Origin of the sequence: Serpens gallinarum (genome assembly GCF_014836765.1) — a bacterium.
GTDB lineage: Bacteria > Pseudomonadota > Gammaproteobacteria > Pseudomonadales > Pseudomonadaceae > Serpens > Serpens gallinarum.
This window is the reverse complement of sequence record NZ_JACSQG010000001.1, coordinates 307,729-328,018: the sequence shown is the minus strand read 5'-3', so window position 1 is coordinate 328,018 and position 20,290 is coordinate 307,729. Positions and strand designations below refer to the sequence as shown.

The following is a 20,290-nucleotide window of genomic DNA, read 5'->3' as shown; positions in this document are numbered from 1 at the left end:
ACGGCGCTGGCCGTTACGCAGGTCATGTTTTATCATCCAAAATCTTTATCAGCCCATTGAGAGGCGTGCGACGGCTCTTCGCAGGCCCTTCGAGCGCAGGAAGCCGGACCCGGAAGATGGCCGATACCCCCCCCGCATTTCGCAAAAAACTTCCGCTGCTGGTGACCGGAGGCATGCTCGCCTTGCAATCCGTTGCGGCTACATTCGTCAGCGCGGAAGAGCAGTTCGATTGTCGCGCGGTAAGCGCCGATGATTGGGCGTGCGCCCCTGTGGATGACGCCGAAACCGCCGACCTGCCGCCGCGTCCGCAGCATAGCAGCTCCGACCCTGAGCCGGCAGCGACACAAACGCCCCAATCCCAGGCATCCACCGCACTCGCACCCAATCCATACCGTCATCTCGACTGGGTACCCCGCGAGCAACTCAACGCCGCGCAACTGGCCGAAGTCGGCCCGTACTGCATGGGCAGCTACGTCGAACCACAACGCCCGGGCATGTATGACACCACGCCGCGCGACCAATCGCCGACCTACGCGTCGGCCAACGCCTCGGTGTACGAGCAGCGCGATGAACGCACGACCCTGACCGGCGATGTGGTCTTGCGCCAGGGCAGCATGCAGGTCGAGTCCGACACGGCGCACCTGAACCAGCTGCAAAACCGCGGCATTCTGGACGGCAATGTCCGCCTGCGTGACAACGGCATGCTGGTGCTGGGCGATCATGCCGAACTGCAGCTGGACACGGGCGCCGCCCAGGTGGATAACGCCGAGTACGTTATCCACCAGACCCATTCACGGGGCAGCGCACGCTATGCCAAGCGTGAGGAAACCGCCGTCGTGCGCCTCAAAGACGGCACTTACACGCGCTGCGAGCCGGGCGAAAACACCTGGCACCTGAGGGGCAACACCGTCACGCTCAACCCGGCCACCGGCTTTGGTACCGCCACCAACGTGACACTGCGGGTCAAGGACATTCCGGTGTTCTATACGCCGTACATTTATTTCCCAATTGATGAGCGTCGCCAAACCGGTTTCCTGGCCCCCAGCATCAGCACCTCGAGCGACACCGGCTTCAGCTTGCAAACGCCGTTCTACATCAACCTGGCGCCGAACTACGACGCCACGCTCTATCCGCACTATATGACCGAGCGCGGCTTGTTGATGGAAGGTGAATTCCGCTACCTGGGCAAGAACAGCGAAGGCCAGTTTGGCGCCGCCTGGCTGGATGACAAGGAAACCGAACGCGAACTGCAGTCCGAGTACGAATCCAACCGCTGGATGTACAGCTGGCAACACCGTGCCGGTCTGAGTTCACGCCTGCTGGCCGAGGTCGACTACACCGACATCAGCGATCCCTACTACTTCCAGGACCTGTCCACCAACCTGGGCATCGGCACCTCGGACTTTCTCAACCAGCGCGGCAGCCTGAGCTGGCGCGGCGACAGTTTTACCGCGCGCCTGGCCGCCCACGGCTACGAAATGACCTCGGTCACCGACGTGACACCCTACAATCGGATGCCGCAATTGACGGTGAATGGCCGCCTGCCGGTGCAGCCGGGCGGATTGAATTTCAGTTATGGCGCGGAATACGTGCAGTTTGAGCGCAGCCTGCGTAGCGGCCTGTTCACCGATATTGATGGTAACCAGACCCGTTGGTATGACGAGAACTTACGTGGCCTGAAGCGCGCCGAAGGCAGCCGCGTACATCTGGAGCCCAGCGTCAGCCTGCCACTCCAGTGGACCTGGGGATTCATCAAACCGACGGTCAAATACGCCCACACTCAATACGACCTGGATCTGGATACCAGGGGGCTTGCCACGCTGGGCACGGGCAATACATTTGACGATGCCCCGGATCGCGGCATCCCGATCTTCAGCCTCGATGCAGGCCTGTATTTCGATCGCGATACCCAATGGTTTGGCAAACCCTTCCGGCAAACGCTGGAACCACGCCTGTTCTATCTGTACGCGCCCCACGAAGACCAGGATGACATCCCAATCTTCGACACTGGTGAGAGCACTTTCAGCTATTCCTCCCTGTGGCGCGACAACCGTTTCTCTGGCAAGGATCGCATTGGCGACGCCAATCAGCTGTCGTTCGGGTTGACCAACCGCTGGATCCAGGCCAACGGCTTCGAGCGCCAGCGCTTTTCCATCGGGCAGATTTTTTACTTCCGGGATCGCGAAGTCCAGCTACCCGACATACGCTACGAAACCCGTGCCGATGCACTGTCATCGGTGTCGCCTTACGCGCTGGAATATCAGTACCGTTTCAATCAGGACTGGCGCCTTAATTCGACCTTCAACTGGGACCCGGATGCTCACCGCACTCGCTCGGGCAGCGCCATGTTCCATTACCAGCCGGCTGACAATCCCAACAAGATCGTCAATGTGGGTTATCGCTACCGCAACGACATCACCCGTTATGACCCGGTTACGGGCTTGTATGGAACCAACCCGGACTTCGGCACCCCCGGCAGCCCCAACTACGTCAAGAACTACTACAAGATCAGCCAGCATGACTTCTCGACCATCTGGCCCATTGTTCCGCAGTGGAGCCTGATTGCCCGCTGGCAGCATGACTACAGTCGCAACCGCACCCTGGAAGCCATGGGCGGTTTCGAATACGACAGCTGCTGCTGGAAACTACGTCTGGTCAATCGTTACTGGATCGACTACGACGAGACCAGCCTCGACCCCGCCCAGAACGACGACCCAGACCGCGGCATCTTTCTGCAAATTGTCCTCAAAGGACTCGGCGGAGTTACCGGCAACAAGTTAGAGTCCTTCCTCGACCAAGGCATTCAAGGTTACCGAACACGTGAAGACCAAGCTTTCTGATTGTCTGCGCCCCCTGCTGTTGGGCGCGCTGTTGTTCACCGGCACGGTCACGGCCGACGTCCGCCCCCTGGATCGCGTGGTCGCCATTGTCGACAACGATGTGATCATGCACAGCCAACTGCAGCAGCGCCTGAACGAAGTCCAGCAAACCATCGCCAAGCGTGGCGCGGCCCTGCCCCCCGAACATGTGCTCAGCCAGCAAGTGCTGGAACGGCTGATCATTGAAAATATTCAGCTGCAGATCGGCGAACGCTCGGGCATCCGCATCGGTGATGAGGAGCTCAATGGCGCCATGGCCAGCATTGCCCAACGTAACGGCATGAGCCTGGCACAGTTCCAGGCCGCCCTGGCCCGCGACGGCCTGTCCTATGAAGAAGCGCGCGATCAGGTGCGCCGCGAGATGATCATCAGCCGTGTGCGTCAGCGCCGTGTCGCCGAGCGCATCCAGGTTACTGACCAGGAAGTGCAGAATTTTCTCGCCTCCGACCTGGGCAAGCTGCAGCTGTCCGAAGAATTTCACCTGGCCAATATTTTGATTCCGCTGCCCGACGGTTCCTCCAGCGAAACCATCCAGGCCGCCGAACGCCAGGCACGCGAGGTTCACCGGCAACTACGTCAGGGCGCCGATTTCGCCCAGCTGGCGATTACCCGCTCGGCCAGCGAAACGGCCCTGGAAGGCGGCGACATGGGCTGGCGCAAGGCAGCCCAACTGCCGGCCCCCTTCGATTCGATGATTTCCTCCCTGCGCCCCGGCGATATCACCGAGCCCCTGCGAGCACCGGGCGGCTTCATCATTCTCAAATTGCTCGACAAGCGCGGCGGCGGCACCCTGGTGCGCGAAGAAGTGCACGTGCGGCATATCCTGATCAAACCCAGTGAAATCCGCAGCCTGGACGAAAGCCGTCGCCTGGCCGAGCGCCTGCATCAACGCCTGCAAGCCGGCGAGGATTTTGCCACCCTGGCCAAGCGCTTCTCCGAAGATCCGGGCTCGGCCCTCAATGGTGGCGATCTCAACTGGATCGACCCCAATGCCCTGGTGCCCGAATTCCGCGCGGTGATGGCCAATACGCCGGCCGGCCAACTGTCCAAGCCGTTCCAAAGCCCCTTCGGCTGGCACGTGCTGGAAGTCCTCGGCCGCCGCGCAACCGACAGTAGCGCCCAGTTCCGCGAACAACAGGCGCTCACCGCCCTGCGCAACCGTAAATACGACGAAGAATTGCAGACCTGGCTGCGCCAGATCCGCGACGAGGCGTATGTAGAGGTCAAGCTGTAATAAACCTGAAAAGCCGCCTGGCTCCACAATCAGAGCCAGGTAGGCCCGCTTGCAACGCTGCCTTTGTGAGACGTCTGAGTCCCCCAGTTGGCCTCTGCCACAGCCACTGTGCCGGCGTGTCTGTTGTCCCGTCGTTTTGACCCTAGTGTCGCCCGACGCCTGCTATCGAGGTCTGTCATGTCCGAACCCCGTCGCTTTGCCCTGACCCCCGGTGAGCCGGCCGGTATCGGCCCGGACTTGTGCCTGCTCCTGGCCCGCCAGGCTCAACCGCATATTCTGGTGGCCATCGCCAGCCGCGAGCTGCTGGAACAGCGCGCCGCCCAGCTTGGCGTACCGATTACCGTCATCGCTGTCGGACCCTCCGCATGGCCAAGCGCCCCTGCCTCGGCAGGCAGCCTGTATGTCTGGGACACTCCGCTGGCAGCCCCCGCGCAAGCCGGTCACCTGGACCCACACAATGCCGCTTACGTGCTGGAAACCCTGCGTCGCGCCGGCCAGGGCTGCCTGGACGGCGACTTCGCCGGCATGATCACCGCCCCGGTTCACAAGGGTGTAATCAACCAGGCAGGTGTCCCCTTTTCGGGGCACACAGAATTTCTCGCCGAACTGACCCACACCGAGCAAGTGGTGATGATGCTCGCAACCCACGGCCTGCGGGTGGCCCTGGTCACCACCCATCTGCCGCTCAAGGATGTCGCCGCCGCGATTACCCCCGAACGCCTGGAACGGGTCACGCGCATCCTGCATGCGGACCTGGTGGAGAAGTTCGGGATCGCCCAGCCACGCATTCTGGTCTGTGGCCTCAACCCCCATGCCGGTGAAGGCGGCCACCTCGGTCGCGAAGAACTCGACATCATCGCACCCAGCCTGGCGCGCCTGCGCGACGAAGGTTTCGACCTGATCGGCCCGCTGCCGGCCGATACGCTGTTCACGCCCAAGCATCTGGAGCAGTGCGACGCGGTGCTGGCCATGTACCACGACCAGGGATTGCCTGTGCTCAAATACAAAGGTTTCGGCGCTGCGGTCAATGTCACCCTGGGCCTGCCGATCATCCGCACCTCGGTCGATCATGGCACCGCCATGGACTTGGCGGGCACCGGCCGGATTGATACCGGTAGCCTGCAGGTGGCCCTGGAGACGGCATACCAGATGGCTGGCAGCCGGCGTTAAGGCCGCAACCAGACCGCAAGAGTCTGTTTGTGGTGCAAAGATCTCCATCGCCCTGCGCCACAACAGCTGATGACGTGCAGCGTGAGGCAGCGGTTCACTGGTAAACTGCGCCTCTTTCCTTTTTGTCTTGAGCGTTGCGCCTGCCGCGTGCAGCCGAAGCCTGGAGCTGCCCTGATGTCCGAATACCAACACCGCGCACGCAAGCGCTTTGGCCAGAATTTTCTGCATGATGCGGGCGTGATTCATCGCATCCTGCGGGGCATTTATCCGCGTGCCGGCGAGCATCTGGTGGAAATCGGTCCGGGCCAGGGTGCCTTGACCGAGGGTTTGCTGGACAGCGGCGCACGGTTGGATGTCATTGAACTTGACCTTGACCTGATACCGATCCTGCAGGGCAAATTCGGCAGCCTGCCGAACTTTCACCTGAACCAGGGAGATGCGCTCAAATTCGATTTCACCCGGCTCAGCGAAGATGCACACAGCCTGCGCATCGTCGGCAACCTGCCCTACAACATCTCCACGCCGCTGATTTTCCACCTGCTCGATCATGCCCACCTGATCCGCGACATGCATTTCATGCTGCAGAAGGAAGTCGTCGAGCGCTTGGCCGCTGCACCCGGCGGCGGCGATTGGGGCCGCTTGTCGATCATGGTTCAGTATTACTGCCGCGTGGAGCACCTGTTCAATGTGGGCCCCGGGGCTTTCAACCCGGCGCCCAAGGTCGACTCGGCGATCGTTCGCCTGACGCCCCATGACAGGTTGCCGCATCCGGCCAAGGACCCGCGTCTGCTGGCACGCGTGGTGCGCGAAGCCTTCAATCAACGCCGCAAGACACTGCGCAACACACTGAAAAATCTGCTGCCTGCACCGGCCATCGAGGCCGCCGACGTGGACGGCGGCTTGCGTCCCGAGCAATTGGACCTGGCCGCTTTCGTGCGCCTCGCCGACCAACTGGCTCTGCAGACAACGCACGGCGAAACGCCCTAGACTCGAACCTCGCCTTACTGTGAGAGCCTTGCATGTCCGATAGCCGCCACCTCATCGACGTCAGCGTCGTCACCCGCTACCTGCCCGAGCGCTCCCAGCCGGATGCCCAGCGGTTCGCCTTTGCCTACACCATTACCGTGCTTAACAGCGGCGCTGTAGGTGCCCAACTGCTCAGTCGCCACTGGATCATCACCGACGGCGACGGCCAGGTGCAGGAAGTGCGCGGCGAAGGCGTGGTCGGCCAGCAACCTCACCTGCCGCCGGGGCACAGCCATACCTATACCAGCGGTACGCTGATGCACACCGAAGTCGGCAGCATGCAGGGCAGCTTCCACATGCTGGCCGACGATGGCCAGCACTTCGAGGCGATCATCGCGCCCTTTAGCCTGGCCGTTCCCGGAGCGTTGCACTGATGGCGCTGTATGCCGTTGGAGACGTGCAAGGTTGCCTGCAACCGCTGAAATGCTTGCTGGAGCGGGTCCACTTCGATCCGGCCCATGACCACTTATGGCTGGTCGGCGACCTGGTCAACCGCGGCCCGCAATCGCTGGAAACCCTGCGCTTCCTGTATGCCATGCGTGATTCGATGACCACCGTGCTGGGCAACCACGACCTGCACCTGCTGGCCATCGCAAACAACATCGAACGCCTGAAAAAACACGACACGTTGCGTGAAATCCTCGAGGCCCCAGACCGCAACGACCTGTTGGACTGGCTGCGCCGCCAGAAGCTGCTGCACTACGACGCCGAGCGAGACATTGCCCTGGTGCATGCCGGCATTCCGCCGCAATGGACCTTGCAGGAAGCCCTGCAGCGCGCCGGCGAAGTCGAGGAAGCCCTGCGCGACGACGCCCGCCTGCCGCTGTTTCTCGACGGCATGTACGGCAACGAGCCCGAGCAATGGAGCGAGGAGCTGCACGGCGCCGCGCGCTTGCGCGTGATCACCAATTACTTCACGCGCATGCGTTTTTGTACCGCAACGGGCGCCCTTGATCTGAAAAGCAAGGAAGGCCTGGGTAGTGCACCGTCCGGCTACGCGCCTTGGTTCAGCCACCCTGGTCGCAAAACCCGCGGACAAAAGATCATCTTTGGCCACTGGGCGGCCCTGGAGGGCAACTGCAACGAGCCCGGCCTGCATGCCCTGGACACCGGCTGCGTCTGGGGCAACGCGATGACCTTGTTGAACGTGGACAGCGGAGAACTGCACCGCTGTGATTGCCCCAAGAAGCAACCACGCGGCAAAAATGCCAAAACCCAGACGCCTACAGCCCCGGCGTAAAATGGGGTGCTCTTGGGCATCGCTGCGATGCCCCTAAGGGTGCTCGAGGCCGGCATCGCACCAGCAGCCGGCCCTACATGCCCCCTCGCTTTCTACAGGAACCCGCCATGTCCGACACCTATGAACGCATCTCCCCCCAGCAAGCCCAGGCATTGCGCGCCCAAGGCGCCGTGCTGGTGGATATCCGCGATCCGCACAGCTACGCACGCGGCCATATCATCGGCGCCCAGCACCTGGACAATCACAACCTGGCCGACTTCATCGCCGGGGCCGATTTTGACCAACCTCTGATCGTCTCCTGCTATCACGGTATTTCCAGCCAAAGCGCAGCCGCCTACCTGGTCCACCAGGGCTTCAGCGCGGTGTACAGCCTGGATGGCGGCTTCGAATTGTGGCAGGCCACCTTCCCGCAGGACACCGCGACCGCCGGCACGGAATAGTTTTTCCGACGACAAACCGCGTCAGCGCTGGGCTGCTTCGTTACCGCACACCCTCCCTTCGCTCGGCACGAAAGCAACGCACCTTGACCCTGCCGATAACGAACTATCCTTGACCTCAGACCATCCAAAAAGGGGAAAGCCGGACCACCGGCTTCCGGCGATAGCGACCTTTAGGTTCTGGGGGATTTACCTGATCGACGTGTCGACGGGTTGTCAGCACCCGCAAGAACGAGCCACGCCGGCTCCTTAAATCGAGCGAGGTGATGCGATGAGCATTTTTAGCCACTTTCAGCAACGATTCGAGACGACTCGACAGGAAGAGTATTCCCTGCAGGAATATCTCGACCTATGCAAGGAAGACCGTGCCGCGTATGCCAGCGCAGCGGAACGCCTGCTGCTGGCCATTGGTGAGCCGGAGTTGATCGATACATCGATCGATCCGCGCTTGTCGCGGATCTTTTCCAACAAGGTCATTCGCCGCTACCCCACCTTCGGCGATTTCCATGGCATGGAAGAGTGCATCGAACAGATCGTCTCCTTCTTCCGCCACGCCGCCCAAGGCCTCGAGGAAAAAAAGCAGATCCTCTACCTGCTCGGCCCCGTCGGCGGCGGTAAATCCTCACTGGCGGAAAAGCTCAAGCAGTTGATGGAGAAGGTCCCCTTCTATGCCATCAAGGGCTCCCCCGTGTTCGAATCGCCGCTGGGCCTGTTCAGCGCCACTGAAGACGGCGCCATTCTCGAAGAGGAATACGGCATTCCGCTGCGCTACCTGTCCGCGATCATGTCGCCCTGGGCCACCAAACGCTTGCAGGAATACGGCGGCGACATCAGCCAGTTCCGCGTGGTCAAGCTGTACCCGTCGATCCTCAACCAGATCGCCATTGCCAAGACCGAACCGGGGGACGAGAACAACCAGGACATTTCCTCGCTGGTCGGCAAGGTGGATATCCGCAAGCTCGAAGACTTCCCGCAGAACGATGCCGATGCCTACAGCTATTCGGGCGCGTTGTGCCGTGGCAACCAGGGCCTGATGGAATTCGTCGAGATGTTCAAGGCGCCCATCAAGGTGCTGCACCCGCTGCTGACCGCGACCCAGGAAGGCAACTACAACAGCACCGAAGGGCTGGGCTCGATCCCCTTCAACGGCATCCTGCTGGCTCACTCCAACGAGTCGGAATGGCACAACTTCCGCAACAACAAGAACAACGAAGCGTTCATCGACCGCATCTACATCGTCAAGGTGCCCTACTGCCTGCGGGTTACCGACGAGATCAAGATCTACGACAAGCTGCTGACCAACAGCTCGCTGTCCAAGGCCCATTGCGCGCCCGATACGCTGAAGATGCTGGCCCAGTTCTCGGTGCTGTCACGTCTCAAGGAGCCGGAGAACTCCAACATCTATTCGAAGATGCGCGTCTATGACGGCGAGAACCTCAAGGACACCGACCCCAAGGCCAAGTCGATCCAGGAATACCGGGACAACGCCGGTGTCGACGAGGGCATGAACGGGCTTTCCACCCGCTTCGCCTTCAAGATTCTCTCCAAGGTGTTCAACTTCGACCCCCATGAGATCGCCGCCAACCCGGTGCACCTGCTCTACGTGCTCGAGCAGCAAATCGAGCAGGAGCAATTCCCCGCCGAGGTGCGCGAACGCTACCTGCGCTTCCTCAAGGAATATCTGGCGCCGCGCTATATCGAGTTTATCGGCAAGGAGATCCAGACGGCCTACCTGGAGTCCTACAGCGAATACGGACAGAACATCTTCGACCGCTATGTGCTGTATGCCGACTTCTGGATCCAGGATCAGGAATACCGCGACCCGGAGACCGGCGAAATTCTTAACCGCATGGCCCTCAACGAGGAACTGGAAAAGATCGAGAAACCCGCCGGCATCAGCAACCCGAAGGATTTCCGCAACGAGATCGTCAACTTCGTACTGCGCGCCCGCGCCAACAACAATGGCAAGAATCCCAGCTGGCTGAGCTATGAAAAACTGCGCGTGGTGATCGAGAAGAAAATGTTCTCCAACACCGAGGACCTGCTGCCAGTCATCAGTTTCAACGCCAAGGCGAGCAAGGAGGATCAGAAGAAGCACAACGATTTCGTGGTGCGTATGGTCGAACGCGGCTACACGGAAAAACAGGTGCGTCTGTTGTCCGAGTGGTACCTGCGAGTACGCAAATCGCAATAAGGCAGCGGCAAGCGGTGAGCGGCAAGCGGCAAGCGGGAACCCGGCACGCCCAAAGCGCGGCTTTTCACTTGCGGCTTGCAGCTAGAAGCTGACAGCTGCCCCTAAGGGGCACGACCTATGAGTTATGTGATCGACCGCCGACTGAATGGCAAGAACAAGAGCACGGTGAACCGCCAGCGCTTTTTGCGCCGCTACCGCGGCCATATCAAAAAAGCGGTGGAGGAAGCGGTTGGCCGACGCTCCATAACCGACATGGAACACGGCGAACAGATCAGCATTCCAGGCCGCGACATCGACGAACCGGTTTTCCACCATGGTCAGGGTGGGCGCCAGACCACCGTGCACCCCGGCAACAAGGAGTTCGTCGCCGGAGAACGCATCCCCCGCCCTTCCGGCGGCGGCGCAGGCGGCGCCGGCAGTGGTGCCAGCGACAAGGGCGAGGGGCTGGATGACTTCGTCTTTCAGATCACCCAGGAGGAATTCCTCGATTTCATGTTCGAGGACCTGGAACTGCCCAACCTGGTCAAACGCCACATCACCGGCGCCGACACCTTCAAGACCGTGCGCGCCGGGATCAGCAACGAGGGCAACCCGGCCCGCATAAATATCATCCGCACCCTGCGCTCGGCCCAGGCCCGGCGCATCGCCCTGTCGGGCAGCAGCCGCCTCAAGCTGCGGGAGGCGCGGGTCGAACTGGAGCGTCTGAAGCGCGAAGAGCCGGACAATTTCACCGATATCCAGGCCACCGAAGCATTGATCGGTAGATTGCGCGCACGCATCGACAAGATCCCGTTCCTCGATACCTTCGACCTCAAGTACAACCTGCTGGTCAAGCATCCCAACCCCAGTTCGAAGGCAGTGATGTTCTGTCTGATGGACGTGTCCGGCTCGATGACCCAATCGACCAAGGACATCGCCAAGCGCTTCTTCATCCTTCTGTATCTGTTCCTCAAGCGAAACTACGACAAGATCGAAGTAGTGTTCATCCGCCATCACACCAGCGCCAAGGAAGTCGACGAGGAGGAGTTTTTCTATTCTCGAGAAACCGGCGGCACCATCGTGTCCAGCGCCTTGAAACTGATGCATGAAGTCATGGCCGAGCGCTATCCGGTGAATGAATGGAACATCTACGGTGCCCAGGCTTCAGATGGTGATAACTGGAACGACGACTCGCCCCTGTGCCGAGACATGCTGATCGAGAAAATCATGCCCTACGTTCAGTACTTCACCTATGTCGAGATCACCCCGCGAGAACACCAGGCTCTGTGGTACGAATACGAAGCCGTGCGCGAGGCCTTTGAAGACAGCTTCGCCCAGCAGCAGCTGGTCTCTGCCGGCGATATTTATCCGGTGTTTCGCGAACTCTTTCAGCGGAGACTTAGCTCATGAATGCCAGAGAGCCGAGCAGCAGGGAGAAAAAGCGACAACCGCTGTCCGTAGGCTCGGAGTGGACCTTCGATTTGATCCAGACCTATGACCGCGAAATCGGCCGGCTGGCCAAGCGCTACGGCCTGGAAACCTACCCCAACCAGATCGAGGTGATCACGGCCGAGCAGATGATGGACGCCTACGCCTCCGTGGGCATGCCCATCGGCTATCACCATTGGTCCTACGGCAAGCATTTTCTGGCCACCGAGAAGGGCTATACACGCGGGCAGATGGGTCTGGCCTACGAGATCGTGATCAACTCGGACCCGTGCATCGCCTACCTGATGGAAGAGAACACCATGTGCATGCAGGCCTTGGTGATCGCCCATGCCTGCTATGGCCACAACAGCTTCTTCAAGGGTAACTACCTGTTCCGCAGCTGGACCGATGCCAGTTCGATCATCGATTATCTGGTGTTCGCCAAGCAATATATCGTGCAGTGCGAGGAGCGCCACGGCATCGATGCGGTGGAAGACCTGCTGGACTCATGCCACGCGCTGATGAACTACGGTGTCGACCGCTACAAGCGCCCGTACCCTATTTCGGCCGAAGAGGAGCGCCTGCGCCAGAAAAGCCGCGAAGAGCATATCCAGAAGCAGCTCAACGACCTGTGGCGGACCATTCCCAAGAGCGTCGACAAAGACAAGCGCAAGGACGACAGCAAGCGCTTCCCCGCCGAGCCTCAGGAAAACATCCTGTATTTCATCGAGAAGCACGCGCCGCTGCTGGAACCCTGGCAGCGCGAGATCGTACGTATCGTGCGCAAGGTCGCGCAGTACTTCTATCCACAGCGGCAAACCCAGGTCATGAACGAAGGCTGGGCCTCTTTCTGGCATTACACCCTGATGAACAGCCTGTATGACGAAGGCTTGGTCACCGATGGCTTCATGCTTGAATTCTTGCAGGCACATTCCAGCGTGATCTACCAGCCGGGTTTTGACAGCCCGTATTACAGCGGCATCAACCCCTACACTTTGGGCTTTGCCATCTACAGCGACCTGCGGCGTATCTGTGAAGCCCCCACCGCGGAAGACCGCCAGTGGTTTCCCGATTACGCCGGCAGCAACTGGCTGGAAACCCTCAAGTTCGCCATGTCCAACTTCAAGGATGAAAGCTTCATCCTGCAGTTTCTGTCACCCAAGGTGATACGTGACCTCAAACTGTTCAGCGTGCTGGATGACGACCAGAGGGACGAACTGCTGGTGCCCGCCATCCATGATGATGTCGGTTACCAGGCGATCCGCGAGCAACTGGCCGCCCAGTACAACCTCGGCAACCGTGAGCCGAACATCCAGGTGTGGAATGTCGACCGGCGCGGCGACCGTTCACTGACCTTGCGCCACCAGCAACACGAGCGCAAACCACTGGGCACCTCAACCCATGAAGTGCTCAAGCATCTGCACCGCCTGTGGGGGTTCGACGTGCACCTTGATACGGTGCGCGGTGACAAGATCATTCACAGCCAGCACATTCCCTCCCACAGTGGTGGTGGCGAAGGCGGCGAGGACGATTACCCGCACCTGGATCTTGCCCTGCCCCCGATCTGAACCTGCTTCAGGCACTGGAGGCTTGCCATGCGCACGTGTCTCACACTTACGACCAGCCTGCTGCTGATCGCCTGCAGTACAGCAGACACACCTCCACCGGTGGAGGTGCTCCACAGCGCAGCAGACTTCGGTACCGTGCATGACTACCAATTGGTGGCCCCCGACCAGGCCATCAATGGAGAATTGCCCTATCCCGCCGGCTATCCGCTGCTTGCCAAGAGCTTGCGCGAAGGCTTTGCCGACCGTGGTTATCAGGAAACCCGCGAGGGCGCCTTGCAGGTGTATTACTGGCTGGCGATCCGCGAAACCCCGCTGGACTATCACGTCGACATGCCACCACCCAACCCGCTGGGCCCCTACCAGGCGATCCATCGTTTTTCGGATGAGACCGGCACGTTGCGCCTGCGCATTACCGATGCCGACGGCAAGGTGCTGTGGGAAGGGATCACCCGCACCGGACTGAGCCCGGCACATCAGCGCAACGAGCTGCTCAAGCACGCCGTGGACGCTCTGCTCGAGGAATTGCCGCCCGCCCGGTGATCGTCCCTGACCGCGCCGGCTGTTATTCTGAGCGGCCACGGAGGTGACGATGCAAATTTATAAAGTTGGTGGCGCCGTACGTGATCGCCTGCTCGGCAGGCCGGTGACCGAGGTCGATTGGGTGGTGGTGGGCGCAAGCGCCGAACAGATGGGCGAGCTGGGCTATCGCCCGGTCGGTGCGGACTTCCCGGTCTTCCTGCACCCGCATACGGGTGAGGAATACGCCCTGGCGCGTACCGAACGCAAAAGTGGCCGCGGCTATGGTGGGTTTACCTTCCATGCCAGCCCGGATGTCACGCTGGAAGACGACCTGATTCGCCGCGACCTGACCATCAACGCCATCGCCGAAGACGAACACGGCCAGCTTTATGACCCCTACGGCGGCCAGCGTGACCTTGCCGCTCGCCTGCTGCGCCACGTATCCCCAGCCTTTGCCGAAGACCCACTCCGCGTGCTGCGCGTAGCGCGCTTCGCCGCCCGTTACGCCCCCTTGGGTTTTACCGTCGCCCCGGAGACCCTGGCACTGATGCGTCAGCTCAGCGAATCGGGCGAGTTGCGTGCACTCACCCCAGAGCGCAGCTGGAAGGAAATTTCCCGCGCCTTGTTGGAGCCGCGCCCGGACGTGTTCATTCAGGTGCTGCGTGACTGTGGCGCGCTGGCTGAGTTGCTGCCGGAAATCGATGTCCTGTTCGGCGTACCGCAAACAGCGGTGCACCACCCGGAAATCGACACGGGCGATCATGTTCTGCGCGTGCTGCTTCAATGCGCCGAGCATCAGCAACCGCTGACCGTGCGCTGGGCCTGCCTGCTGCACGACGTGGGCAAGGGCCTGACACCCAAGGCCGAATGGCCCCGCCATATCGCCCATGAAAACAAAGGCTACCGGCTGATCAAGGCCATCAACGAGCGCTGCAAGGTGCCCAGGGACTGCGCCGAACTGGCCCTGCTGGTTGGCGAATACCACACCCACAGCCATCGGGCCATTGAACTGCGTCCCAGCACGCTACTGGAGTTGCTCCAGCGCTTCGATGTCTTTCGGCGCCCGCAGCGTTTTGAAGAGTTCATCGCGGCCAGCGAGATGGATGCACGCGGCCGGCTCGGATTGGAACAACGCCCATATCCCCAAGCCGCTTATTTGCGCGGCGCCGCCGCCCGTGCGCGGGCCGTAGCCATCCAGCCGCTGCTGGAAAACGGTCTGCAAGGCGCGGAACTGGGCGAAGCTTTGCAACAGGAGCGGCTCAAGGCCCTCAAGCATTACAAACAGGACTACGCCGAAGCGCTGAAGAAAGGCGCTGAAACACAGCCATAGGATGTGAAAAAGCGACGGTGAGTAGGGATGGGTTGAGGCGCGCGACCAGGATGACTCAGGTTGACCCGGTGGCATCACGCCGAAACCCATCAGGGCCAATGCACGATGGGTATCGCTCGCTCAAAGCCTTACGGGGCAGGCGGCGTCGGATAGGCTTGCAGCAAGTCCACAGGGGTCAATTCACTTCCCCGCCACTGGAAAGGTACCGGCCAGAGCTGTTGATCGATGCGTGCCTCACGCCACAATTCGGCAAAGGTCTTGCCCACACCGGGATGCCGTGTCTGCGGTTCCAACAGCGCCAGCGGCCAGAGCACGAACGCATTCTTGAGAATTTCCGCGCGCGGCAGGATCAGACCATAGAAATTGCCAACCAGCTCGTCGTACAGCAGCACGTCGATATCCAGCGGCAAGCCCTTGCGATCCGGGGCGTAACGGCCATTGTCCGCCTCGATGAACTTCAGTTTACGGTCCAACTCGCCGAGCGGCAGGCGGGTCGTGCCGCTGACCGCCAGGTTGTAGAACGGGCCGCTCTTGATGCCCACCGGCAAACTCTCAAACACTGGCGAACAGTGCAGCTCGCCCAGTAGTTCGCTCAGCGCCTCGAGACCGGCGTGCAGGTGCTCGATACGCTGGATGTTGCTGCCCAGTCCGAGCACGACGCGGCTTACAGACATCCGCGCACGATCTCCACGCCAACGCCTGCAGCCGCCGGCACCGCGCCAGGCTTGGTCACCTTCAGACGCAGCCCAGGAATCTGGAATTCCTCCATCAACACGGCGGCCAGACGCTCGGCGAAGGTTTCCACCAACTGGAATTGTGCCTGGCTGGCAAAGTCTTGAATGCGCTCGGAGACCGCCGCGTAGTCGAGGGCATGGCTCAGATCATCGCTGGCAGCAGCCGCGCGAATATCCCAGGCGAAGGTCAGGTCCAGACGCAGGCATTGGCGAATGCCACGCTCCCAGTCGTACACACCGATGACGGTGTCCACGTCCAGACCTTCGATAAATATTCTGTCCAACTTGCTTGTTCTCCGCCGCACGACAAGGGCGCGACACCCCGTTAGAATCGGGACACCCTCGCCCCGGATTGGCTACCCATGTTCTGGCTGCTGACGCTTCTCGCCTACCTGCTCGGCTCCCTGTCCTTCGCTATCCTGCTCAGCCGGCTGGTGGATGGCCCCGACCCGCGCACCAGCGGCTCAGGCAATCCGGGCGCGACCAACATGCTACGCGTGGCCGGCTGGCGCCTGGCGGCCGTCACCCTGCTCGGCGATCTGCTCAAGGGCTATCTGCCGGTGCTGATCGCCTACCTGGCCGGTCTTTCGGCCCAACAGCAGGCCTGGGTCGGTCTTGCCGCAGTGTTGGGCCATCTGTATCCACTGTATTTTCGTTTTCGCGGCGGCAAGGGCGTGGCCACTGCCGCGGGCTTGCTAATCGGCATCTTCCCGCCGGCCGCCCTGCTCGCCGTGACCGCCTGGCTGCTGGTGTTCCTGCTGACCCGCACCAGTTCGCTGGCCTCATTGATTGCCACGCCCTTGATCCTGCCCTTGCTGGCCTGGCAGCACCCGGCGGTATTGCTGCCCATCAGCATGCTCACCGTGCTGATCGTTTGGCGCCACCGCAGCAATTTGCAGGACCTGCTTGCCAAACGCGAGCGGCATTTTTAAGCCGACATAGCAGCAAAGGTTGGCACGAACGCTCTCAGCCGCACGCTTGGCGCAATGTTTCAGACCGCCGGCAACTGCTCCATCGGCCAACGCGCCCGCACGGAGATCGCCGGGCCATCGCGCTGACCGGCCAGCAAACGCTGACAGCCCGCGTAGGCAATCATCGCTCCGTTGTCGGTGCAAAATCGTGGTCGGGCATAAAACACCTGGCCGTTCATGCCGCCCAGCATTTTTTCCAGCGACTGGCGCAGCGCCTGGTTGGCACTGACACCGCCAGCGATCACCAGCGATTTCAGCCCCGTCTGCTTGAGTGCGCGCTTACACTTGATGGTCAGCGTGTCGACCACCGCCTGCTGGAACGCCAGGGCCACGTCGCAACGACTCTGCTCGGTGTCGTCGCCCGTGGCCTGGCACTGTTGCCAGGTGTTCAAAGAAAAGGTTTTCAGGCCACTGAAGCTGAAATCAAGCCCAGGCCGATCAGTCATCGGACGCGGGAAGACGAAACGTCCCGGCGTGCCGTGCTCGGCCAGGCGAGCGATTTCCGGGCCGCCCGGATAAGGCAAGCCCATCATCTTGGCGGTTTTATCGAAGGCTTCGCCTGCCGCATCGTCCAGCGACTCGCCGAGCAACTGATAACGGCCGATACCATCGACCCGCACCAGCTGCGTATGACCGCCGGACACCAGCAATGCGACGAACGGAAAAGCGGGCGGCTGTTCTTCCAGCATCGGCGCCAGCAAATGACCTTCCATATGGTGTACTCCGACTGCCGGAATCCCCCACGCAAAGGCGAGGGCCTGTGCGCAGGACGCGCCGACCAGCAAGGCGCCCACCAGTCCTGGGCCCGCCGTATAACAGATCGCATCGATCTCGTTCGGCGCGCAGTCGGCCTCGTCCAGCACCTGTCGAATCAGCGGTATCATGCGCTTGACGTGATCACGCGAGGCCAGTTCGGGCACCACGCCGCCATACACACGGTGCTGCTCGATCTGACTGAACAGCGCATCGGCCAGCAGCCCCTTTTCACTGTCGTAAAGGGCGACGCCGGTTTCGTCACAGGAGGTTTCCAATCCCAGCACACGCATGGGCAAAAGCATTCCAGCTAGGCAATTTCGAAGCGCCGCATGATAAACTCCGCACTTCGCCCCGGCCAGCGCTTTTCGATTCAAGGGCTTTGCATTCCGGGCGCCGAACCGTTAACATCCGCAACCCTTGAAAACCGACGTCCTCCTGTGCCGATTGCCCGGAGTGCGTTCACCCCCGGTAATTAATTGAAGGTACGACCTGGATGCCCGCCGTCAAAGTTAAAGAGAACGAACCCTTCGACGTAGCTCTGCGTCGCTTCAAGCGCTCCTGCGAAAAGGCCGGTGTACTGGCCGAAGTTCGCAGCCGCGAGTTTTACGAGAAGCCGACTGCCGAGCGCAAGCGCAAGGCTGCTGCCGCAGTCAAGCGTCACGCCAAGAAAGTACAGCGCGAACAGCGCCGTCGCGAGCGTCTGTACTAAGTTACAGCCGCAGCGCGACACCGCAACGCCCGGCCAACGCCGGGCGTTGGCATTTCAAGCGCCACATTCTCCGCTTCGCAGTCTTGCGAATGGCGGAGCGTTTTCGTTTCCGTCTTCTGACTTCAGAGGCGTATGCTGAGAAACCATGGCCGGCTTGATTCCCCAGTCTTTCATCGATGACCTGCTGAACCGCTCCGACATTGTCGACGTGGTGAGTTCGCGCATCCAGCTGAAAAAGACCGGCAAGAACTACAGCGCCTGCTGCCCGTTTCACAAGGAAAAGACACCGTCCTTCACAGTCAGCCCGGACAAGCAGTTCTACTATTGCTTCGGCTGCGGCGCTGGTGGCAACGCCCTCGGCTTCGTCATGGACCACGACAACCTGGACTTTCCCCAGGCCGTCGAGGATCTGGCCAAGCGCGCCGGCATGGAGGTGCCCCGCGAGGAAGGCGGCCGCGGCCAGAAACCACGCCAGCCCACCGACTCGCCGCTTTATCCGCTGCTGCATGCCGCCTCGGAATTCTATCGCCAGGCCCTGAAAAACCATCCCGCGCGCCAGGCGGCGGTGAGCTACCTGAAAAAACGCGGCCTGTCCGGGCTGATCGCCCGCGACTTCGCCCTGGGCTTTGCTCCGCCGGGCTGGGACAGCCTGCTCAAGCACATGGGCAGCGACCCGCTGCAGCAAAAGGCGATGATCGATGCCGGCCTGCTGATCGAAAATACCGAAACCGGCAAGCGCTACGACCGCTTTCGCGACCGCATCATCTTCCCGATCCGCGACAGCCGCGGACGCGTGATCGCCTTCGGCGGCCGAGTACTGGGCGACGACAAACCCAAATACCTCAACTCCCCGGAAACCCCGGTGTTTCACAAAGGCCAGGAGCTGTACGGCCTGTATGAGGCGCGCAAGCACAACCGCAACCTCGACGAAGTCATGATCGTCGAAGGCTACATGGACGTCATCGCCCTCGCCCAGCAAGGCCTGCGCAACGCGGTCGCCACACTGGGCACCGCCACCAGCGAAGAGCATCTCAAGCGCCTGTTCCGCCTGGTGCCCAGCGTACTGTTCTGCTTCGATGGCGATGCCGCCGGACGCAAGGCGGCTTGGCGCGCCCTGGAATCCACCTTGCCCAGCCTGCAAGATGGCCGGCGCGCGCGCTTTTTGTTCCTGCCCGAAGGCGAAGACCCGGACACCCTGGTGCGCGCCGAAGGCGCCGAGGCGTTTCAGGCACGCATCCACCAGCAAGCCCAACCCCTGGCGGATTATTTTTTTGAACAACTCAGCCAGGAAGCCGACCCACGCTCCCTGGAAGGCAAGGCCCACCTGGCCACACTCGCCGCACCGCTGATCGAAAAGATCCCCGGCGCCAACCTGCGCGCGCTGATGCGCCAGCGCCTGACGCAAATCACCGGCCTGAGCGGTGAAGCGATATCCCAGGCACCCACTCCATCCAGCGCACCGCCAAGCGAGTATTCGCCCTACGATGAGGAGGCTTATTACCAGGCCTCACCCGGCTATGCCGATTACGAAACCGCCTCGCCCGCCCCTGCCTTTGAGCGTCCCCGTCCGCAAAAAAGCGAGTGGAAAAAAGATGGCAAGCGCTGGGAGAAAAAAGGCTCGCGTGACTTCCAGCCGCGCGCGCCGCGCACCGCCGTCAGTGTCGAGCCGCCCAACCTGAGCGCGCTACGCACGCTGCTGCATCACCCCGAACTGGCTCAGAAGGTCGAGGAAGCCAATACCTTCGCCGCCGAAGACGATACCTACGCGCAGCTGCTGGTCGCGCTGATCGAAGCCCTGCAGAAAAATCCCAACCTGCGCACCCTGCAACTCATCGCCCGCTGGCATGGCACCGAGCAAGGCCGCCTGCTGCGCGCCCTGGCAGAAAAGGAGTGGCTGATTTCCGCAGACAACCTTGAACAACAATTTTTCGACACTATAACTAGGTTAACGGCCCGCCAGCGGGAGCGTTGCCTTGAACAACTCCTGCAAAAAGCACGTCTAACCGAGTTGAACGCAGCTGAAAAAGACCAGTTACGCGAGCTGCTCAGCCGCGATGCCGGCATGCCCACACGCACATCTGGCGCGCGTGGTCAATAATCGGCTATAATCCTCGGC

General features: G+C 61.2%; 18 protein-coding genes. 15 read left to right on the top strand and 3 right to left on the bottom strand.

The window, feature by feature from the left end:
* Nucleotides 1-116: 116 nt before the first annotated feature.
* From H9642_RS01520 to H9642_RS01465, 12 genes are all read left to right on the top strand, one after another.
* Nucleotides 117-2,840 (top strand): LPS-assembly protein LptD, encoded by a 2,724-nt coding sequence (locus H9642_RS01520; RefSeq protein ID WP_251834647.1) that lies wholly within the window; start codon nucleotides 117-119, stop codon nucleotides 2,838-2,840.
* A complete protein-coding gene (locus tag H9642_RS01515) occupies nucleotides 2,821-4,113 on the top strand; it encodes a peptidylprolyl isomerase (protein ID WP_251834646.1) in 1,293 nt (430 codons plus the stop codon). The genes H9642_RS01520 and H9642_RS01515 overlap by 20 nt, the downstream gene beginning before the upstream one ends.
* Before the next feature lie 177 nt (nucleotides 4,114-4,290).
* A complete protein-coding gene (gene pdxA, locus H9642_RS01510) occupies nucleotides 4,291-5,283 on the top strand; it encodes a 4-hydroxythreonine-4-phosphate dehydrogenase PdxA (RefSeq protein WP_251834645.1) in 993 nt (330 codons plus the stop codon).
* 174 nt (nucleotides 5,284-5,457) lie between these two features.
* Entirely contained in the window at nucleotides 5,458-6,270 is an 813-nt protein-coding gene (rsmA, locus tag H9642_RS01505; protein WP_251834644.1) for a 16S rRNA (adenine(1518)-N(6)/adenine(1519)-N(6))-dimethyltransferase RsmA, read from the top strand.
* 32 nt (nucleotides 6,271-6,302) lie between these two features.
* Nucleotides 6,303-6,683 (top strand): Co2+/Mg2+ efflux protein ApaG, encoded by a 381-nt coding sequence (gene apaG / locus H9642_RS01500; protein WP_251834643.1) that lies wholly within the window; start codon nucleotides 6,303-6,305, stop codon nucleotides 6,681-6,683.
* Nucleotides 6,683-7,549 (top strand): symmetrical bis(5'-nucleosyl)-tetraphosphatase, encoded by an 867-nt coding sequence (locus H9642_RS01495; RefSeq protein ID WP_251834642.1) that lies wholly within the window; start codon nucleotides 6,683-6,685, stop codon nucleotides 7,547-7,549. The genes apaG and H9642_RS01495 overlap by 1 nt, the downstream gene beginning before the upstream one ends.
* Before the next feature lie 107 nt (nucleotides 7,550-7,656).
* The gene (gene glpE, locus H9642_RS01490; RefSeq protein WP_251834641.1) at nucleotides 7,657-7,989 is read left to right on the top strand and encodes a thiosulfate sulfurtransferase GlpE; all 333 of its coding nucleotides are present in this window, start codon (nucleotides 7,657-7,659) and stop codon (nucleotides 7,987-7,989) included.
* A 268-nt stretch (nucleotides 7,990-8,257) separates the two neighbouring features.
* Nucleotides 8,258-10,180: a PrkA family serine protein kinase gene (locus tag H9642_RS01485; protein WP_251834640.1), complete on the top strand. Its 1,923-nt coding sequence runs from the start codon at nucleotides 8,258-8,260 to the stop codon at nucleotides 10,178-10,180.
* Nucleotides 10,181-10,297: 117 nt separating this feature from the next.
* Nucleotides 10,298-11,569, top strand: coding sequence for a YeaH/YhbH family protein (locus tag H9642_RS01480; RefSeq protein WP_251834639.1), 1,272 nt, complete (start codon nucleotides 10,298-10,300; stop codon nucleotides 11,567-11,569).
* Nucleotides 11,566-13,155, top strand: a complete 1,590-nt coding sequence (locus tag H9642_RS01475; RefSeq protein ID WP_251834638.1) for a SpoVR family protein — start codon at nucleotides 11,566-11,568, stop codon at nucleotides 13,153-13,155. The genes H9642_RS01480 and H9642_RS01475 overlap by 4 nt, the downstream gene beginning before the upstream one ends.
* 27 nt (nucleotides 13,156-13,182) lie before the next feature.
* On the top strand, nucleotides 13,183-13,695 hold the full coding sequence (locus H9642_RS01470) for a DUF4136 domain-containing protein (RefSeq protein ID WP_251834637.1): 513 nt from the start codon (nucleotides 13,183-13,185) through the stop codon (nucleotides 13,693-13,695).
* 49 nt (nucleotides 13,696-13,744) lie between these two features.
* Entirely contained in the window at nucleotides 13,745-15,004 is a 1,260-nt protein-coding gene (locus H9642_RS01465; protein WP_251834636.1) for a multifunctional CCA addition/repair protein, read from the top strand.
* A 128-nt stretch (nucleotides 15,005-15,132) separates the two neighbouring features.
* Here the strand turns inward: H9642_RS01465 and folK are convergent, their stop codons facing one another.
* Both folK and folB read right to left on the bottom strand, forming a co-directional pair.
* Nucleotides 15,133-15,678 (bottom strand): 2-amino-4-hydroxy-6-hydroxymethyldihydropteridine diphosphokinase, encoded by a 546-nt coding sequence (folK, locus tag H9642_RS01460; RefSeq protein WP_251834635.1) that lies wholly within the window; start codon nucleotides 15,676-15,678, stop codon nucleotides 15,133-15,135.
* Nucleotides 15,669-16,022: a dihydroneopterin aldolase gene (gene folB / locus H9642_RS01455; RefSeq protein ID WP_251834634.1), complete on the bottom strand. Its 354-nt coding sequence runs from the start codon at nucleotides 16,020-16,022 to the stop codon at nucleotides 15,669-15,671. Before folB ends, folK begins: the two co-directional genes overlap by 10 nt.
* Nucleotides 16,023-16,100: 78 nt before the next feature.
* Here folB and plsY point away from each other — a divergent pair, with 78 nt between their 5' ends.
* Nucleotides 16,101-16,670 carry a glycerol-3-phosphate 1-O-acyltransferase PlsY gene (gene plsY / locus H9642_RS01450; protein WP_251834633.1) on the top strand — a complete coding sequence of 190 codons (570 nt, stop codon included), beginning with the start codon at nucleotides 16,101-16,103 and terminating at the stop codon, nucleotides 16,668-16,670.
* A 59-nt stretch (nucleotides 16,671-16,729) separates the two neighbouring features.
* Here the strand turns inward: plsY and tsaD are convergent, their stop codons facing one another.
* Entirely contained in the window at nucleotides 16,730-17,755 is a 1,026-nt protein-coding gene (gene tsaD, locus H9642_RS01445; protein ID WP_251834632.1) for a tRNA (adenosine(37)-N6)-threonylcarbamoyltransferase complex transferase subunit TsaD, read from the bottom strand.
* 203 nt (nucleotides 17,756-17,958) lie between these two features.
* On the opposite strand from tsaD, the gene rpsU reads away from it, so the two are divergent.
* Complete coding sequence (gene rpsU, locus H9642_RS01440; RefSeq protein ID WP_003085057.1) at nucleotides 17,959-18,174, top strand: 30S ribosomal protein S21; 216 nt, start codon at nucleotides 17,959-17,961, stop codon at nucleotides 18,172-18,174.
* 145 nt (nucleotides 18,175-18,319) lie between these two features.
* Nucleotides 18,320-20,272 carry a DNA primase gene (dnaG, locus tag H9642_RS01435; protein ID WP_251834631.1) on the top strand — a complete coding sequence of 651 codons (1,953 nt, stop codon included), beginning with the start codon at nucleotides 18,320-18,322 and terminating at the stop codon, nucleotides 20,270-20,272.
* Nucleotides 20,273-20,290 lie beyond the last annotated feature (18 nt).

Bases quoted from the DNA above. Each gene is read 5' to 3' on its own strand.
- H9642_RS01520 (WP_251834647.1), top strand. From the start codon at position 117: ATGGCCGATACCCCCCCCGCATTTCGCAAAAAACTTCCGCTGCTGGTG.
- pdxA (WP_251834645.1), top strand. From the start codon at position 4,291: ATGTCCGAACCCCGTCGCTTTGCCCTGACCCCCGGTGAGCCGGCCGGT.
- rsmA (WP_251834644.1), top strand. From the start codon at position 5,458: ATGTCCGAATACCAACACCGCGCACGCAAGCGCTTTGGCCAGAATTTT.
- apaG (WP_251834643.1), top strand. From the start codon at position 6,303: ATGTCCGATAGCCGCCACCTCATCGACGTCAGCGTCGTCACCCGCTAC.
- H9642_RS01495 (WP_251834642.1), top strand. From the start codon at position 6,683: ATGGCGCTGTATGCCGTTGGAGACGTGCAAGGTTGCCTGCAACCGCTG.
- glpE (WP_251834641.1), top strand. From the start codon at position 7,657: ATGTCCGACACCTATGAACGCATCTCCCCCCAGCAAGCCCAGGCATTG.
- H9642_RS01485 (WP_251834640.1), top strand. From the start codon at position 8,258: ATGAGCATTTTTAGCCACTTTCAGCAACGATTCGAGACGACTCGACAG.
- H9642_RS01480 (WP_251834639.1), top strand. From the start codon at position 10,298: ATGAGTTATGTGATCGACCGCCGACTGAATGGCAAGAACAAGAGCACG.
- H9642_RS01475 (WP_251834638.1), top strand. From the start codon at position 11,566: ATGAATGCCAGAGAGCCGAGCAGCAGGGAGAAAAAGCGACAACCGCTG.
- H9642_RS01470 (WP_251834637.1), top strand. From the start codon at position 13,183: ATGCGCACGTGTCTCACACTTACGACCAGCCTGCTGCTGATCGCCTGC.
- H9642_RS01465 (WP_251834636.1), top strand. From the start codon at position 13,745: ATGCAAATTTATAAAGTTGGTGGCGCCGTACGTGATCGCCTGCTCGGC.
- folK (WP_251834635.1), bottom strand. From the start codon at position 15,678: ATGTCTGTAAGCCGCGTCGTGCTCGGACTGGGCAGCAACATCCAGCGT.
- plsY (WP_251834633.1), top strand. From the start codon at position 16,101: ATGTTCTGGCTGCTGACGCTTCTCGCCTACCTGCTCGGCTCCCTGTCC.
- tsaD (WP_251834632.1), bottom strand. From the start codon at position 17,755: ATGCGTGTGCTGGGATTGGAAACCTCCTGTGACGAAACCGGCGTCGCC.
- rpsU (WP_003085057.1), top strand. From the start codon at position 17,959: ATGCCCGCCGTCAAAGTTAAAGAGAACGAACCCTTCGACGTAGCTCTG.
- dnaG (WP_251834631.1), top strand. From the start codon at position 18,320: ATGGCCGGCTTGATTCCCCAGTCTTTCATCGATGACCTGCTGAACCGC.